General features: G+C 43.7%; 14 protein-coding genes and 1 pseudogene. 9 read left to right on the top strand and 6 right to left on the bottom strand.

Annotated features, from left to right (window positions below; translation table 11 throughout):
- Positions 1-28: 28 nt before the first annotated feature.
- Positions 29-625, bottom strand: coding sequence for a phosphatase PAP2 family protein (locus AC1IR0_RS00885; protein ID WP_479741098.1), 597 nt, complete (start codon positions 623-625; stop codon positions 29-31).
- Positions 626-789: 164 nt separating this feature from the next.
- Positions 790-1494: an SIMPL domain-containing protein gene (locus tag AC1IR0_RS00880; protein WP_004646521.1), complete on the bottom strand. Its 705-nt coding sequence runs from the start codon at positions 1492-1494 to the stop codon at positions 790-792.
- 475 nt (positions 1495-1969) lie between these two features.
- Between AC1IR0_RS00880 and AC1IR0_RS00875 the strand changes: the two genes are divergently transcribed.
- The 9 genes and pseudogenes from AC1IR0_RS00875 to AC1IR0_RS00835 all read left to right on the top strand — a co-directional run bounded on the left by AC1IR0_RS00875 (position 1970) and on the right by AC1IR0_RS00835 (position 12088).
- A complete protein-coding gene (locus tag AC1IR0_RS00875) occupies positions 1970-3343 on the top strand; it encodes a diaminobutyrate--2-oxoglutarate transaminase (protein WP_004279708.1) in 1374 nt (457 codons plus the stop codon).
- Between the two features lie 3 nt (positions 3344-3346).
- Positions 3347-4879, top strand: a complete 1533-nt coding sequence (locus tag AC1IR0_RS00870) for a pyridoxal phosphate-dependent decarboxylase family protein (protein WP_479741097.1) — start codon at positions 3347-3349, stop codon at positions 4877-4879.
- Between the two features lie 435 nt (positions 4880-5314).
- Positions 5315-6346, top strand: coding sequence for a substrate-binding domain-containing protein (locus AC1IR0_RS00865; protein WP_004279710.1), 1032 nt, complete (start codon positions 5315-5317; stop codon positions 6344-6346).
- A gap of 104 nt (positions 6347-6450) precedes the next feature.
- Positions 6451-7830 (top strand): phosphate ABC transporter permease subunit PstC, encoded by a 1380-nt coding sequence (gene pstC, locus AC1IR0_RS00860; protein ID WP_005107378.1) that lies wholly within the window; start codon positions 6451-6453, stop codon positions 7828-7830.
- Positions 7830-9221 (top strand): phosphate ABC transporter permease PstA, encoded by a 1392-nt coding sequence (gene pstA, locus AC1IR0_RS00855; protein WP_409652854.1) that lies wholly within the window; start codon positions 7830-7832, stop codon positions 9219-9221. The genes pstC and pstA overlap by 1 nt, the downstream gene beginning before the upstream one ends.
- 13 nt (positions 9222-9234) lie before the next feature.
- Positions 9235-10149: a phosphate ABC transporter ATP-binding protein PstB gene (gene pstB / locus AC1IR0_RS00850; RefSeq protein ID WP_004279716.1), complete on the top strand. Its 915-nt coding sequence runs from the start codon at positions 9235-9237 to the stop codon at positions 10147-10149.
- 151 nt (positions 10150-10300) lie between these two features.
- Positions 10301-11263 (top strand): protease SohB, encoded by a 963-nt coding sequence (gene sohB, locus AC1IR0_RS00845; protein ID WP_224216313.1) that lies wholly within the window; start codon positions 10301-10303, stop codon positions 11261-11263.
- 109 nt (positions 11264-11372) lie between these two features.
- Positions 11373-11804 carry a hypothetical protein gene (locus AC1IR0_RS00840; RefSeq protein WP_114541506.1) on the top strand — a complete coding sequence of 144 codons (432 nt, stop codon included), beginning with the start codon at positions 11373-11375 and terminating at the stop codon, positions 11802-11804.
- A gap of 57 nt (positions 11805-11861) precedes the next feature.
- Positions 11862-12088, top strand: a pseudogene (locus AC1IR0_RS00835) (hypothetical protein).
- A gap of 44 nt (positions 12089-12132) precedes the next feature.
- On the opposite strand, the gene AC1IR0_RS00830 reads toward AC1IR0_RS00835, so the two are convergent.
- From AC1IR0_RS00830 to mnmA, 4 genes are all read right to left on the bottom strand, one after another.
- Positions 12133-12801, bottom strand: a complete 669-nt coding sequence (locus AC1IR0_RS00830; protein ID WP_409652857.1) for a DUF2238 domain-containing protein — start codon at positions 12799-12801, stop codon at positions 12133-12135.
- A gap of 88 nt (positions 12802-12889) precedes the next feature.
- Complete coding sequence (purB, locus tag AC1IR0_RS00825; RefSeq protein WP_409652859.1) at positions 12890-14278, bottom strand: adenylosuccinate lyase; 1389 nt, start codon at positions 14276-14278, stop codon at positions 12890-12892.
- A 54-nt stretch (positions 14279-14332) separates the two neighbouring features.
- The gene (hflD, locus tag AC1IR0_RS00820) at positions 14333-15064 is read right to left on the bottom strand and encodes a high frequency lysogenization protein HflD (RefSeq protein ID WP_005107369.1); all 732 of its coding nucleotides are present in this window, start codon (positions 15062-15064) and stop codon (positions 14333-14335) included.
- A 7-nt stretch (positions 15065-15071) separates the two neighbouring features.
- Positions 15072-16211: a tRNA 2-thiouridine(34) synthase MnmA gene (gene mnmA / locus AC1IR0_RS00815; RefSeq protein WP_312326359.1), complete on the bottom strand. Its 1140-nt coding sequence runs from the start codon at positions 16209-16211 to the stop codon at positions 15072-15074.

The following is a 16211-nucleotide window of genomic DNA, read 5'->3' as shown; positions in this document are numbered from 1 at the left end:
TTCGAGCGGGATTTTTTGTCATTGATGCTTATTTAATCCAACCCATCCGGATCAATGGCGCAAACAGCGACAGATGAATATTGAAAATAAAGCGCATGAGTTTATCCTGATATTTCCACCACAATGGTAATCCAGCTAAATTTACTATTATTGCAATCAGGAATGCACCCAGCATATCAATCGGAAAATGCACACCGACATAAACACGCGACCACGCCACCAGCCAAGCTGTCCAGATTAGAATTCGTCCCAAGTCTCGCTGCGGTGAAAAATAATAGGCAAAGGCAATCCCACTAAAAATACTCATATGGTTGCTGGGAAAAGAACCAGTCGGTGCATGTTCAATCAGGGTGCGACCAATATCTATCACAAACGGGCGTGGGGTATTAAGGATCGCAGACAATACTTCACTCATCAATAAGGTAACAGCTGTAAAGATGAAGGCTTTTATAATCCCTGTTTTTACTTGGTAACTACCACGGAACCAGGCAATAGCAAAAATCAGCAAAAAAAGATAAACCAGATCATGCGCAATCAGGGAGGCATAGTTGATCATCCAGATCGAGGCTTGATCAGGTACATTGAGAAGATGAAACAGGGAAAGGTTTAGTTGATCAAGAGACATGAGTGGAAAGAGCTGGTGCAAATGTCCGTTACTCTAAACCGCTTAAAGGTCAATTCCTACCCGAGTTTGTATGAATTTGTAGCCTCGCTTTTTAAAGAATATTCACATGATAAAAAACCACTCAAAAGAGTGGTTCTTAAAAGTGTGAATAATATAATGAAGTCTTATTTAAACTGAATCGCCCCATTCGCGCTGACCGTCATTTGCGATTCACCCGCCGCAACTTCCTGCTCAGGAACCGCCATATCAGCCGATGCAGATTTCATCATGGCCATACGCGGTACTGGCTGTGGTGAATAGTTATTAGTATTCAGGTTTAAGTTCACCAGTTGATAACTCGGTTTGTTCCAGGTCTGGGTGAGTGCCTGTGCGCGTTGCTGGAAGTTTTTGGTGGCTTCAATCATCAGCTCGCTTTCAACTTTTTTACGCTTTTCGTCAGATACCTTGAAATTAATCGACTGGGTCTGGAAGTGCTGTTGTAATTCAGCAATCAATTGAGATGTCGCTTTAAAATCTTTTGATTCCAGACGAATCTGGGCACGACCACGCCATTCTTTCAATTTACGGTTGTCATTGTCATAAATAGGATAAGTGCTTTGTGCGCCCGTCTCGATTTTCACAGTAGGATATTTGCGTGCTGTGGCGATCGCCTGATTCATCAGCTGGTTAATTTGAGTGGCTAGTTCAGCCGGCTGTTTGTTGGATTTTTCAATATAAAGCACAGCATGCATTTCATCATTTGAGATTTCACGGCTAGCCTCTGCTGAAAGATTAACAACATTATAATTCAGAGATTCAGCAGGAGCTGCAAATGCGCCTGTGGCGAGGGTGCTGGCAAGGATCAAACTGGTAAGTGCTAAGAGACGCATGAAATTGTCCTGTTTTTCTTAAAATTGGCCATCTAAGCCGTTGTTAAAATATTAAATCTCAATTGTGATCTTTTTACGAAATATTTGTCGTAAGAGTGTTAAATTCTCTTTAATTTTATCTCATTATTTAATTTATATTTATTTTTAATAATTAAATACTTAATGAATAATTTTAAGATTGATTACCGGAATGTCGCCTGCGCTACAAAAAAGCATAAAAGAACACGCTTTTCTTTCTGCTGTCACACTGTAAGATGATGATTTAGGGGATGGATTAGCATGATGTTTTTTTTCGATAAAGATTAGGACAAAATGTGACTGAAAGTTGTTTATTTTCCTGAAAAATTCGGTATCATCCGCCTCCTAGTTATTCGAATACAAAACTGCTAGCTAGAACCTTTATAAAGCGCCGAGTCAAAGGACCAAACGTCACCAGACTTATTTCTTTCACCCATATCAGAGATGGTAATTCGATATGAGCGTTACTTCTGTAAACCCTGCCACCAATTCCACAAACGAATACTACTTGACTCGCCAAAGTCAGATGGAATCGAATGTGCGTAGTTATCCACGTAAATTACCGTTAGCGATAGCGAAAGCACAAGGTTGCTGGGTTACCGATGTTGAAGGTACTGAGTACCTTGATTGTTTAGCTGGGGCAGGGACGTTGGCTTTAGGCCATAATCATCCTGCAGTCATTCAAAGTATCCAAGATACGATTGCAAGCGGTTTACCATTGCATACGTTGGATCTTACTACTCCTTTAAAAGATGCTTTTACTGAAGCACTTCTTTCTTATCTTCCAGGTGGCCAAGAAGAATACTGCTTGCAGTTCTGTGGTCCATCGGGTGCAGATGCAACCGAAGCCGCGATTAAACTGGCAAAAACCTTTACTGGTCGTAGCTCAGTGATCAGCTTTTCTGGCGGCTACCACGGTATGACCCACGGTGCATTGGCAATGACAGGTAACCTATCTGCGAAAAATGCAGTGAACGGTTTGATGCCGGGTGTACAGTTCATGCCGTATCCGCATGAATACCGTTGCCCATTGGGTCTTGGTGGTGAAGCCGGTGTTGATGCCCTGACTTACTACTTTGAAAACTTCATTGAAGATGTCGAAAGTGGTGTGACCAAACCTGCAGCTGTAATTCTTGAAGCGATTCAAGGTGAAGGCGGTGTGGTAACGGCGCCAGTAAAATGGTTGCAAAAAATCCGTGAAGTGACTGAAAAACACAACATCGTATTGATTCTTGATGAAGTTCAGGCTGGTTTTGCACGTTCAGGCAAAATGTTTGCATTCGAACATGCAGGGATTGAACCTGATGTCGTAGTGATGTCTAAAGCCGTAGGTGGTAGCTTACCGCTTGCCGTACTTGGTATTAAACGTAAGTTTGATGCTTGGCAGCCAGCAGGTCATACCGGTACTTTCCGTGGTAACCAATTGGCGATGGGTACAGGTCTTGCAACGATCAATACCATTAAAGAACAGAACCTGGCTCAAAATGCACAAGAGCGTGGTGATTTCCTGCAAGCTGAACTTAAAAAACTGGCTACTGAATTCCCGTGTATCGGTAACGTGCGTGGCCGTGGTCTGATGATCGGCGTTGAAATCGTAGATGAGCGCAAAGATGCGGATCATATGGGTTCTTTACCTGCTGATGGTCAGTTGGCTGCAGCGATCCAAACCGCTTGTTTCAACAATAAATTATTGCTTGAGAAAGGTGGTCGTAACGGTACAGTGATTCGTTTACTTTGCCCGTTGATCATTACTCAAGACGAATGTGTTGAAGTGATTGCTCGTTTCAAAAAATCGGTTGCTGAAGCACTAGTTGCAGTTCGAGGCGCATAATTCATGGTAGATTTCGCAGAACATCGTAAAGCGTTACTCTGCAATGATGCTGCATCCATTGCTGACTATCAGGCTGGCATGGACCAAGCGACCAAAGCGGTTGCGGCATGGTTGCAAAACGACAAAATGTACACTGGCGGCAGCATTAAAGAGCTACGCAGTGCGATTGCATTTAATCCTTCAAAAGAAGGTTTGGGTGTAGAAAAATCTCTTGAGCGTATGGTTGAGCTATTCCTCAACAAGAGCTTAAAAGTACATCATCCACATTCACTTGCGCATCTTCACTGTCCAACGATGGTGACTAGCCAGATCGCGGAAGTGCTGATTAACGCAACTAACCAGTCAATGGACTCATGGGATCAAAGCCCGGCCGGTTCGTTGATGGAAGTTCAGCTGATTGACTGGTTACGTCAAAAAGTCGGCTATGGTGCGGGTCAGGCCGGTGTGTTCACTTCTGGTGGTACGCAGTCTAACTTGATGGGCGTATTGCTTGCGCGTGATGCTTGCATCGCGAAAAACTGGAAAGACGAAAATGGTAATCCGTGGTCGGTTCAGCGCGATGGTATTCCTGCGGATGCGATGCGTAATGTCAAAGTCATCTGTTCTGAAAATGCACATTTCTCTGTGCAAAAGAACATGGCGATGATGGGCATGGGCTTCCAGTCAGTGGTCACTGTTCCTGTGAATGAAAATGCACAGATGGACGTAGACGCGCTGGAAAAAACCATGACGCACCTTCAGTCTGAAGGCAAGATCGTGGCATGTGTGGTAGCGACTGCGGGTACAACGGATGCTGGCGCGATTGATCCATTGAAAGCAATTCGTGAAATCACCAATAAATATGGCGCGTGGATGCACATCGATGCGGCATGGGGTGGTGCACTGATTCTATCCAATGACTATCGTTCTATGCTGGACGGGATTGAGCTGTCGGATTCGATCACGCTTGATTTCCATAAGCATTATTTCCAAACCATTTCTTGTGGCGCGTTCCTGCTGAAAGATGAAGCGAATTACCGTTTCATGCATTATGAAGCAGAGTATCTGAACTCCGCTTATGATGAAGAGCATGGCGTTCCTAACCTGGTATCGAAGTCACTACAAACGACGCGTCGTTTTGATGCATTGAAATTGTGGATGACTGTAGAAGCATTAGGTGAAGAGCTTTATGGTTCGATGATCGATCATGGCGTGAAATTAACCCGTGATGTGGCAGACTACATTAAAGCGACTGATGGTCTGGAGCTTCTGCTTGAGCCTCAATTCGCGTCTGTCTTGTTCCGTGTGGTTCCAGCGGGCTATCCGGTTGAATTACTCGATACGCTTAACCAAAACGTAGCAGACGAACTGTTTGCACGTGGTGAAGCGAACATTGGTGTAACGAAAGTTGGTCAGGTTCAGTCTCTGAAAATGACCACTTTAAGCCCAGTTGCAACACTTGATAACGTGAAGAACTTGCTGGCGCTAGTGCTTGCAGAAGCGGATCGTATCAAAGATTCAATCGCTGACGGTACTTATACGCCACCCATTGCATAAGTGATGGTGGTGTGAAAAAAAGGAGATCGAAATGATCTCCTTTTTTGTGCGCTTAAAAATAAAAAAAGGTCCTTTCCCAGATCGAAATTCCTCACAAAAACACGGAAGGTCTGAATCCCGTTTGGCCTGTTATTTATTTGTCATAGGCTTATGTAAAACTGGGGAGCAGGATTTATCCTGAGTTCAGGTTTATAAAAATTGTTACATGTCATTGGTCTAAAATTTTTTATTGAAGTGAATGACATAAAGAACTTAATCATTGAAATCCATAAAAATTTAATCAAGAAAAAGCCGCTAGATTAAAAATCACTAAATCGTAATAAAGATGTAACTTATCTGTCATATTCTAAAATCAAAATGCAGGTATCGAAAGAAGTACAAAACTGAATAAAAAGTGGTGTACTCCAAATTTGCATAAATGAGAGAGATACTAGAATGCGCTTTACAAATATAGCTTTAGCATTAGCAGTAACCGGGGCAACTGCTGTAACGACTGCACACGCAGCACGTGACACCATCCAAATTGCAGGTTCTTCAACTGTACTTCCATATGCCAGTATCGTGGCAGAAGAATTCGGTAATACTTTTCCACAGTTTAAAACACCAGTTGTCGGTTCTGGCGGTTCTTCAGGTGGTTTAAAACAGTTCTGTAATGGCGTGGGTGATAATACGATTGATATCGCAAACTCTTCGCGTCAAATTAAATCTACAGAGTTGGCAGAATGTAAAAAGAATGGCGTTAACCAAGTCCTAGAAATCAAAATTGGTTATGACGGTATTGTATTTGCATCGAATGCTAACAAAGCGGCTTATAAATTGCGTCCACAACATGTCTTCGCTGCACTTGCTGCACAACTTCCATCAAATGGCAAAATGGTCGCTAACCCGTACACGCGTTGGAACCAAATTGACAAAGCACTTCCAAATGAACCAATCACCCTGGTAATTCCTGCGTCGAATCATGGTACGCGCGAAGTCTTCCAGGAGAAAATGGTGGATGCAGGTTGTGAAACGTACGCTGCAATTAAGTCTCTAGACAAAGATGCCAAGAAAAAAGCCTGTACGACATTCCGTAAAGATGGCCGTGTGGTTGAGATTGCCGGTGACTATACCGAAACATTGGCACGTTTAAAAACTTCTCCAAGTGCCGTAGGTGTGTTTGGGCTAGGTTTCTATGACCAGAACCGTGACCGTCTACGTGTTGCCACAGTGAACAATGTAGCGCCTTCTGAAAAGACCATCTTGAATGGTGCTTATCCGGTATCACGCCCATTGTTCTTCTACGTAAAAGGCGAGCATTTGAAATCGATCAAAGGCTTACCGCAGTTCACAGAATACTTCCTGAACAAGAAAGTATCTGGCAAAGGCTCTAAGCTGGAAAAAGCAGGTCTGATTTCAATGTCTGATAAAGAACGTGCGGCAGTCCTGGCAAATTTCAAGGCTGGTAAAGCGGTTGTAGTGAAGTAATAAATGATTTTGAAAACGCTGGTGGTAGGGTCAACCTACCATCGGCTTTTTGCGATAAACAAGTTTTTTCAAACCATGAAAATTGAAAAAACAGTGGAGAATACATGAATCTGCTACTTATAGGTGTGTTATTGGCCATCATGGCCATAGCCTATCAAATCGGATTAAGTAAAAGCCGTAGCTTAGCAGGTAAGGGAAGCAATTCTGCAAACTTACACTCGCGTCCCGGATATTATGGTGCCCTGGTTGCACTATGGTGTGGTATCCCTGCGTTTTTAATTTTGATTGTTTGGAATATGGTGGAACCCACTTTTCTGGAGCAGGTGGTACTCAACCATTTGCCAGAAAATGTTTCGGCCAGTCTGGATCCGGCAAGTTTGAGCGTTGTGATTGATCGCGTTCAGGCACTTGCCTCAGGTTTCGGGGTGAGTGATACACCTGCAGCCTATGAAGTCGCAGCTGCGGAACAGCTGGCGAAATTCTCGACCATTGGTACCTTTGCCAAATTGGCAGTGGTGATTTCGGCGGCGCTGGCTGGTCTGGTCTGGGCTAAGAAACATATTAGCCAAGAATTCCGTGCACGTAACCAAGTCGAAAAAATGATTAATATCGGCCTGGCATTGTGTTCAGGTGTGGCGATTCTGACCACTCTCGGGATTGTGATGTCGATGTTTGGCGAGGCGATGCGTTTCTTCAGCTTCGTCAGCCCACTGGATTTCTTCTTTGGTACCCAATGGAACCCGGGGTTTAGCACCTCTGGCAGTGCTGAAGGCAGTTATGGTTTATTGCCACTGTTATGGGGCACGCTCATGGTCAGCGGGATCGCACTTTTAGTTGCAGTTCCGGTTGGCCTGATGATTGCGATCTATCTGGCAGAATATGCTTCACCGCGATTCCGCTCTTGGGCAAAACCTACGATTGAAGTGCTGGCGGGTATTCCTACGATTGTCTATGGTGTCTTTGCTTTGATGATCATCGGCCCATTCCTTAAAAGCATGGGTGCTCTGGTCGGACTCGAAATTAATGCCACCAGCGCGCTGACCGCCGGTCTGGTCATGGGCATCATGATTATTCCGTTCGTATCTTCTCTGTCAGATGACATCATCACTCAGGTGCCGCGTGCCTTACGTGATGGCTCTTTGGGTTTGGGTGCCACCAAATCTGAAACGATCCGTCAGGTAGTTTTACCCGCAGCCTTGCCGGGTATTATTGGTGCGTTCCTGTTGGCGGCGTCACGTGCGATTGGTGAGACCATGATCGTGGTTCTTGCAGCCGGGAACAGCCCACAGTTGCATGCCAATCCACTTGAAGCCGTGTCTACGGTCACGATTACCATCGTGAATCAGCTAACTGGCGATACTGACTTTGCTAGTCCACAAGCACTGGTGGCCTTTGCACTAGGATTGACGCTATTCGTCATTACCCTAGGTTTGAACATTGTTGCACTGATCATCGTGCGTAAATATCGTGAGCAATACGACTAATGAGTACTTCAAATACAACGCCTGTGGATCAGCGTATTGATCCATCCATCGCCGCCGAGCTGCGTGAAAAGCGTAAGAAGACCATTCAAAGCTCTTTGGCACGACGTCATCGTAAAGAAAAAACCTTCCGTCTATTTGGTTTCTCTGCGGTATTGGCAGGTCTGTTCTTTGTGGTATTGCTGTTCGGGAGTATTTTATCCAAAGGTTTGCCTGCATTCTGGCAAAGCAGCATGAGTTTGCCGATTCATTTCGATCCAGCCATTGTGGATATTGGTCCAAAACCGAAGCCAGCTGCAGGAGAATCTCCGGCGCAGTTTGAAGAGCGTATGGTTGCTTGGCAAATGGATGTCGGTATGGTGGATTGGGATGCGCTGATCATCAACGGCATGATTGCTAAAGACAGTAAGCTGGAAAGCCAGCGTGATGAACTGGGTTATTTGTATACCAGTTCTGAGGCGTACCGTTTACGCGATATGGTCATGAATGATCCGAGTCTGGTCGGCCAAAGTAAAGACGTGAAAATTCTGGCAGATGCCAATGTTGATGTCTGGCTAGCGGGAAATATTGACCGTGATCTTCCTGATGAACAGCAGCAGCTCAGTCCAGAAATCCGTCAGGTGGCGGACGAGATGAAAGCCTCAGGTGTGATTGAAAACAGTTTCAATACTAATATTTTCACCAGTCCTGACTCACGCAGTTCACCGGCAACTTCTGGTCTGGCAGGCGCTTTCATGGGCTCACTGTTTATGATGATGATCGTGATCTTTATCTCGATTCCAATCGGGGTAGCATCTGCGATCTATCTGGAAGAGTTTGCACCGAAGAACTGGATTACTGATGTGGTTGAAGTTAACATCAACAACCTGGCAGCAGTTCCATCCATTGTATTTGGTTTGCTCGGCGCAGCGATCTTCATTGGCTGGATGCATATGCCACTGTCAGCACCATTGGTGGGTGGTCTGGTGCTGAGTCTGATGACCTTACCGACTGTGATCATCACCACACGCGCATCACTTAAAGCGGTTCCACCTTCGATTCGTCAGGCAGCTTTAGGACTCGGTGCTTCCCGCATCCAGACAGTATTTCATCACGTCTTGCCTTTGGCTTTACCGGGTATTTTGACAGGCGCAATTATCGGGGTTGCACAAGCTTTAGGTGAAACCGCACCATTGTTATTAATCGGGATGAGTGCTTTTGTTGCCAGCGTTCCAGCCACTCCATTTGATCAGTCAACGGCTTTACCGGTGCAGATTTTCTTATGGCAAGGCAATGAATTGCGTAACTTCTTTGAAGGGCGTACTGCAGCAGCAATTATTGTACTTCTGGCCATGATGATCAGCTTGAACAGTCTGGCCATCTGGTTACGTAAGAAATTTGAAGTCCGTTGGTAATAGGGGCAGAATCATGAACACAACTGTTATTCAAAATTCCTTAAAAAAGGATCAAATCGTGAATCCACAACAGACACAATTCACCTCGGATGAGGCGACTCAAAAGCCGGCAACTCCGTTTGTTTCCCAGTTCGATACGCAAAGCAGCAGCAAAAAAGATGCGAAGTCGACGAATGTGAAACTTAGTACTTCTGATGTGCATGTGTACTATGGTGAAGCGGAAGCGATTAAAGGCATTGACCTGAACATTTATGAAAATGAAGTGATTGCTTTTATTGGGCCATCAGGCTGTGGTAAATCGACCTTTCTGCGTACCTTAAACCGCATGAACGATACCATTGATAGCTGCCGTGTGACCGGTAAAGTGATGCTGGATAATCAGGATATTTATGATCCAAATCTGGATGTAGTTTTGTTGCGTGCACAGGTTGGTATGGTGTTCCAGAAGCCGAACCCATTTCCGAAATCAATCTTCGATAATGTTTCCTATGGTCCGAAGCTGCATGGTTTGGCGCGTGACAAGTACGATCTTGAAGAAATTGTAGAAGGCAGCTTGCGTAAAGCTGGTTTGTGGGAAGAAGTGAAAGATCGTTTGAACCAACCGGGAACAGGTTTGTCAGGTGGTCAGCAGCAACGTCTGTGTATCGCGCGTACCATTGCAGTCAGTCCGGAAGTCATTTTGATGGATGAACCATGTTCAGCACTTGATCCCATTGCAACCGCCAAAGTGGAAGAGCTGATTTCGGAGCTATCTACGCAATATACCATCGCGATTGTAACTCACTCTATGCAACAGGCAGCACGTGTATCAGATCGTACTGCTTATTTCCATTTGGGTGATCTGATTGAAGTCAACTCGACCGAAAAAGTCTTTACCCAGCCAGATCATCAGTTGACTGAAGCCTATATTACCGGGCGTTTCGGTTAATACGATATCTAAAATAAGAGCCGCAAGGCTCTTTTTTTATAGGTGAAACAGATGGTGATAATCGTAATAATTCTCGAAATAAAGTTGAAAAAAACCGAAATTGACCTAATCTAAAGAAATAAATCCGAATTAAATAGAGAATAGATTTTTTATGTTATTTCATACTCCGAAACTGTCCGCTGAAATCCGTATTAGTCATCTCAATGCGCGTATCAATGAACAACGAAAAAAAATAGCGCAAACTACTGGCTCTAAACTGGAACTTTTACAGTTGTCGCAACAACTGTCAAAAGAATCGCGTGCGCGTAAGAAAACCAATCAAAAAATCTATGTACTCGATTTTAAAGGCGATATGGCGGCTTCTGCAGTAGAAGGCTTGCGTGAAGAAATCACTCTGATTCTGGCCACTGCCAAAGCAGGTCGTGACCGTGTGGTAGTGCGTCTGGAAAGTCCGGGTGGCATGGTCCATGGTTATGGACTTGCAGCAGCTCAACTGGTACGTTTACGTGAGGCAGGTTTTCATTTGACCATCTGTGTCGATAAAGTGGCGGCCAGTGGCGGTTATATGATGGCGTGTATCGCCAATGAGATTATTTCTGCACCATTCGCGATTGTCGGTTCAATTGGTGTAGTTGCTCAAGTCCCCAACTTTAACCGTCTGCTGAAAGACAATAAAATCGACTTTGAACTCTATACCGCAGGACAGTACAAACGTACCGTGACCATGTTTGGTGAAAATACTGAAGAAGGTAAGGCCAAGTTTGAAGAAGAATTACAGCAAACACATGCTTTATTCAAACATTTTGTTGAGAAGTATCGCCCGCAGCTGAATATTGAAAAAGTGGCCACTGGTGAGCATTGGTATGGTCGGGATGCGCTAGATCTAAATCTGGTGGATAAACTGCAAACCTCAGATGAATACCTGCTCAACTTGTTAACCCAACATGATATCTATTCCATCCAGACCCGAAAAAAACCAACTTTGGGTGAAAAGCTGGGCCTGCAAGCAGCGCAAATTGCTGATTCACTGGTACCCACTGTCATGAATAAAGTCATGGAAAGCTTAAGTAAAGCCAATGCAAACTTGGTACAAATGCGTGATCCAAAACTTTAATTCAGTTGATCTTGAATGAATTTTAAAGCTCACTTCGGTGAGCTTTTTTATTTTTTGAAATCATATTGTTATGATATAAGTAGAGTACTCTGATTGAGTCTAGGCTCATATGCTCACGTTTATTTTGTTGCTTGGTTTTTTTAGTATCGTATTTATTCCGATGTTATGTATGCTTTATTCTGAAGCAAAATTAATTCAGGATAATTCTAAGAAGGTTTTGTTTTGGCTGAGTTTTCTACCCGGCGTTTGTATCTTTCTGTTGTATAGCTTTCTAAAGCCCAATGATCCACCTGTTATTCCATCGAAGGAATGTGGTGTTGTGCAGTTTTATCAGATGCATAAAGTTCGAGGTGGTAACGAATTTGAACGTGTGAGTATTCGCTTTGATGGCGCTCAATATAGTCGGCATTTATTCTTCGATAAGCATCTGGATAAAATTCCTCAAGGTCAAAAGGCCTGCTTTGAATATCTAGATAAGTTCAAATATCCACATTTGTCAGAATCTAAGTTCGTTCAATGGATTGAACCGAATGAAATGTAAACCATCACTGAAACTAATCAGATAAAATAAAGCATATTTTATTGTTAGAGCAGAAACATGGCTATAGCTGAAGCATTTCTTGCGACGCAAAATTGTTATTTTAATTATGAATTTGAAGAACTCTATTTAGAGGATGATTTTCCTGAGGAGTTATCTGTGTCACTGCGTGGCATGATGTTCCGTCATGAGATTCAATCTATTTCATTTATTACAGTGAGATGTTGACGGGTAATGAACTGCGAAAAATGAAAGATGATTGGATGCGATATTGCCCACATTCATAATTGAAGATATGAATGTAATTAAATGCGTGATCCAAAACTTTAATTCAGCTATTAGATTGTGATTTTAAAAGCTCACTTCGATGAGCTTTTTTATTGGTCGATATCAACTGCAGACCGCCTGTTATCGCCGCGCCAATCGTAGCAAGCAAGATGTCTTTGTGCGCATCCCACATATCACCTTGTTGTCCATTATAGTTTTCAGCTTCTTCAGGAGATAAACCGATGGCAATCAGCCATTCCAGCCATTCATAGAGCATGCTGCTGGCCACCACAAACTGAATCACCAGCAGGAAAATGACCACAGGTTTTTGCTGCGGTAACCAGACCTGAAACAGGCGATGGAAAATTGGATAAAGTAATAATCCGTAGGCCAGATGGACAAAACGGTCGAACATATTGCGTGACCAGTGCATCACTTCATTCAGATTAAAACCAAAAATCTGTTCGATCCATTGGTTATAGGGCACATAAGAATACAGATAGTGCGCAGCAATCACATGAACAATCAGAAAAAGAATATATAAATTAAAACTTAAAAAATTCAGGCCGATTTTATATAGGCAGATGAGCAGCATGATGATCATGAAAACTGTACCTGCCTGATGCAAGAGATAAGCTTCCAGTTCTAAAGGACGAATACTGGCAAGCAAAATCGCCAGAATTAAAATGCCCAAGCTCAGATAATGTTTGGCGGAAAGTCGATGATCAATCATGTCGTTATTATGAAATATCTTTTTAGAATAAAATATATTATAAATAAAAAGGCGAAGCCTGAGCTTCGCCTTTTCGTCTTATTGCAAATTAGATTTTTGCAATCAGCTCAGCTACCTGTTTAGCTTGATCAGCAGCATTACCTGTATATGATGCAGGTGTCATTTCCGCTAAACGCGCACGGTCAGCAGCAGGAACAGCTTCTAACTCGTTACCGTTTACGAAATCTACCATCATGTCGCGAGTCATGGCTTGACCACGAGTCAGGGCTTTCAGTTTTTCGTACGGTTTTTCAACGTTGTAACGACGCATTACAGTTTGAATAGGCTCAGCCAATACTTCTTGGGCATTATCCAAATCTTCATTAATACGCGCAGCGTTCAACTCAAGTTTGCCAATACCTTTAGAGCAAGCTTCAAAAGCAATTAAGCTTTGCGCAAAACCAACACCCATGTTGCGAAGCACAGTAGAGTCAGTCAGGTCACGCTGCCAGCGAGAAATTGGCAGTTTTTCGCCAAGGTGTGCAAGTACAGCATTGGCAATACCCAAGTTACCTTCAGAGTTTTCAAAGTCAATTGGGTTAACTTTGTGTGGCATGGTTGAAGAACCAACTTCGCCTTCTTTTAGTTTTTGCTTGAAAAAACCAAGAGAGATATAGCCCCAAATGTCACGGTTAAAATCGATCAGAATAGTGTTGAAACGACGTAGCGCATCAAACAGTTCAGCCATATAGTCATGTGGCTCGATTTGAGTGGTGTACGGGTTGAAGTCTAGACCCAAAGACTCTACAAATGCTTGTGAATGCGCAGGCCAGTTGATGTCTGGGTAAGCAGAGTAGTGCGCATTGTAGTTACCTACTGCACCATTGATTTTGCCCAGTAGCTCAACATTTTTGAACTGTTTGATTTGGCGTGCAAGGCGGTAAGCCACGTTCGCCATTTCTTTACCCAAAGTTGTCGGGCTTGCAGTTTGACCATGAGTACGAGACAACATTGGCTGGTCTGCATGCTTTTCAGAAAGTGCAACGATTGAATCGATGATTTGCTGCATGGATGCAACCAGTACATCACGACCGCTCTTCAACATGAGGGCATGTGACAGGTTGTTGATATCTTCAGAGGTACATGCAAAGTGAATGAATTCACCTGCATTTTTAAGCTCTTCGATACCAGCGATTTTTTCTTTTAGGAAATACTCAACCGCTTTAACGTCATGGTTAGTGGTGCGTTCGATCTCTTTGATGCGATTGGCGTCATCTTCAGAAAAATTGCTCACAATCGCATCAAGCGCTGCATTAGTTTCGCCTGAAAACGCCGGTACTTCAGTAATTTCCGGGTGGTTTGCAAGCGCTTGTAACCAACGCACTTCAACAGTCACACGAGCATGGATTAAACCAAACTCAGAAAGAAAGGGACGTAGAGCATCACATTTGCTCGCGTAACGTCCATCTAATGGAGAAAGTGCAGTTAAAGCGTTCATATCGATTCCTTAGATTTTGGAATTAAACGTAAAACGAAACACGTGCAGCATCAGTTAAACCACCTGAAACTGTAAACGCGCTAGATTCTGAATATCTTGTAGCAACTTGCGCTTGCCAAATACCATGCCCCAAGAGCTGCCACCGAGCTGACGCCACAGGTGCGCCATTTGTAAACCGGTAAATAAGGACGCACGAATGCGGTTGGTGTGTCCGGCATCTTTAAAGGCTTCGGCATTACCACGTACCATAATGCGCGGATTAATCTGTCCTGCCGTATCGACATAGGTTTGAGCGAGATTGGCAATGATGCTGGGGTGCAGGTAATTATTATCGAAGAAGGAGAGCTGTCTGAGAATTTTCTGTTGAGACTGTTCAATAATTTCAACAAATTTGGGGTTGCTATAGACCTTCTTTTCTAATTGAAGAAGTGCCATCGCATAGCTCATAGGAAGTTTGGTACTGGAAAGTTTTGGAATTCTGGATTTTGGAGAAGTATTGAAGGGTTGAATAATGCTGCTTTCTAATGTTTTTAAACCTAAGGAAATATCGGCCAGTTGATTAAAAAAGTCGAGCGTCTGGGCATTCTGATTGCTGCCGGGACGGATATTAAGACTGGCTCTAATCAACTGTTCAAAATAAAAGTTACCACTTTCACCAATGCTTTGCTGACCCGTCAATGCTGTCATATGGGTTAGCTGGGTGGCCTGAAACACACCCGCTAATGCCAAAGCACGATTTTGACGAGTATTCAACGTTGTGGCTGGTTGAAATGGTAACTCCGTCATGCCGAATTCATCCTTTTATAAAATCAGGTTTAGGCGCATTGGTATGATGAATCACACCACCCCCTAAACAAACTTCACCTGAATAGAACACCACGCTTTGACCTGGGGTCACTGCACGTTGAGGTTCATCAAACTCAACACGAACACCATTCGGTGATTCTGAATCTTGATACACAGTACATGCTTGATCAGTCTGACGGTAACGGGTTTTGGCAGTACAGCGGAAACCTGTTTCAGGAATATCCTGCTCACCTGCGACCCAGTCAATTGCTTCAGACCAGAGCATAGTGCTTTGCATGAGTGGGTGTTCATGGCCTTGACCGACCACCAGACGATTGCCTTCGATATCTTTATGCAATACGAACCAAGCACCTTCAGCAACGCCTTTCATACCGCCAATACCAATACCACCGCGTTGACCGAGCGTATAGTACATTAAGCCGTGATGATCACCAACCTCTTTACCGTCTTCCAGCACGATTTTTCCGGGTTGAGCGGGTAAATATTGCTTTAAGAAGTCATTAAAACGACGTTCACCAATAAAACAGATGCCAGTCGAGTCTTTTTTCTTGGCAGTAACCAGATCTAATTCTTCTGCAATTTTACGGACTTGTGGCTTTTCAATTTCACCGACAGGGAACAGGGTCTTATTAATTTCACGACCATGAACAGCATGCAGAAAGTAAGTCTGGTCTTTGTTGTTGTCCACACCACGCAATAAAGGTGCATATTCTTCACCACGTGAGTTGGTCATGGTTTCACCACGACGGCAATAATGACCCGTCGCAATAAAATCTGCACCCAGATTTACTGCGTGATCGAGAAAGGCACGAAATTTAATTTCTTTATTACATAAAATGTCTGGGTTTGGCGTACGGCCAGCTGCATATTCCGCCAGGAAATGTTCGAATACGCGATCCCAATATTCCATGGCAAAATTTGCGGTATGCAGTTTAATCCCGATTTTGTCGCAAACGGCCTGAGCATCGGCAAGGTCATCCATCGCCGTGCAATATTCTGTGCCGTCATCTTCTTCCCAGTTTTTCATGAAAAGACCTTCAACCTGATAACCTTGTTGAAGTAAAAGGGCAGCAGAAACAGATGAATCTACCCCACCTGACATACCGACGATGACACGTTGTTGCAT

Source organism: Acinetobacter sp. 129952 (assembly GCF_056642055.1).
This window is presented reverse-complemented; position numbering and strand designations above follow the sequence as displayed.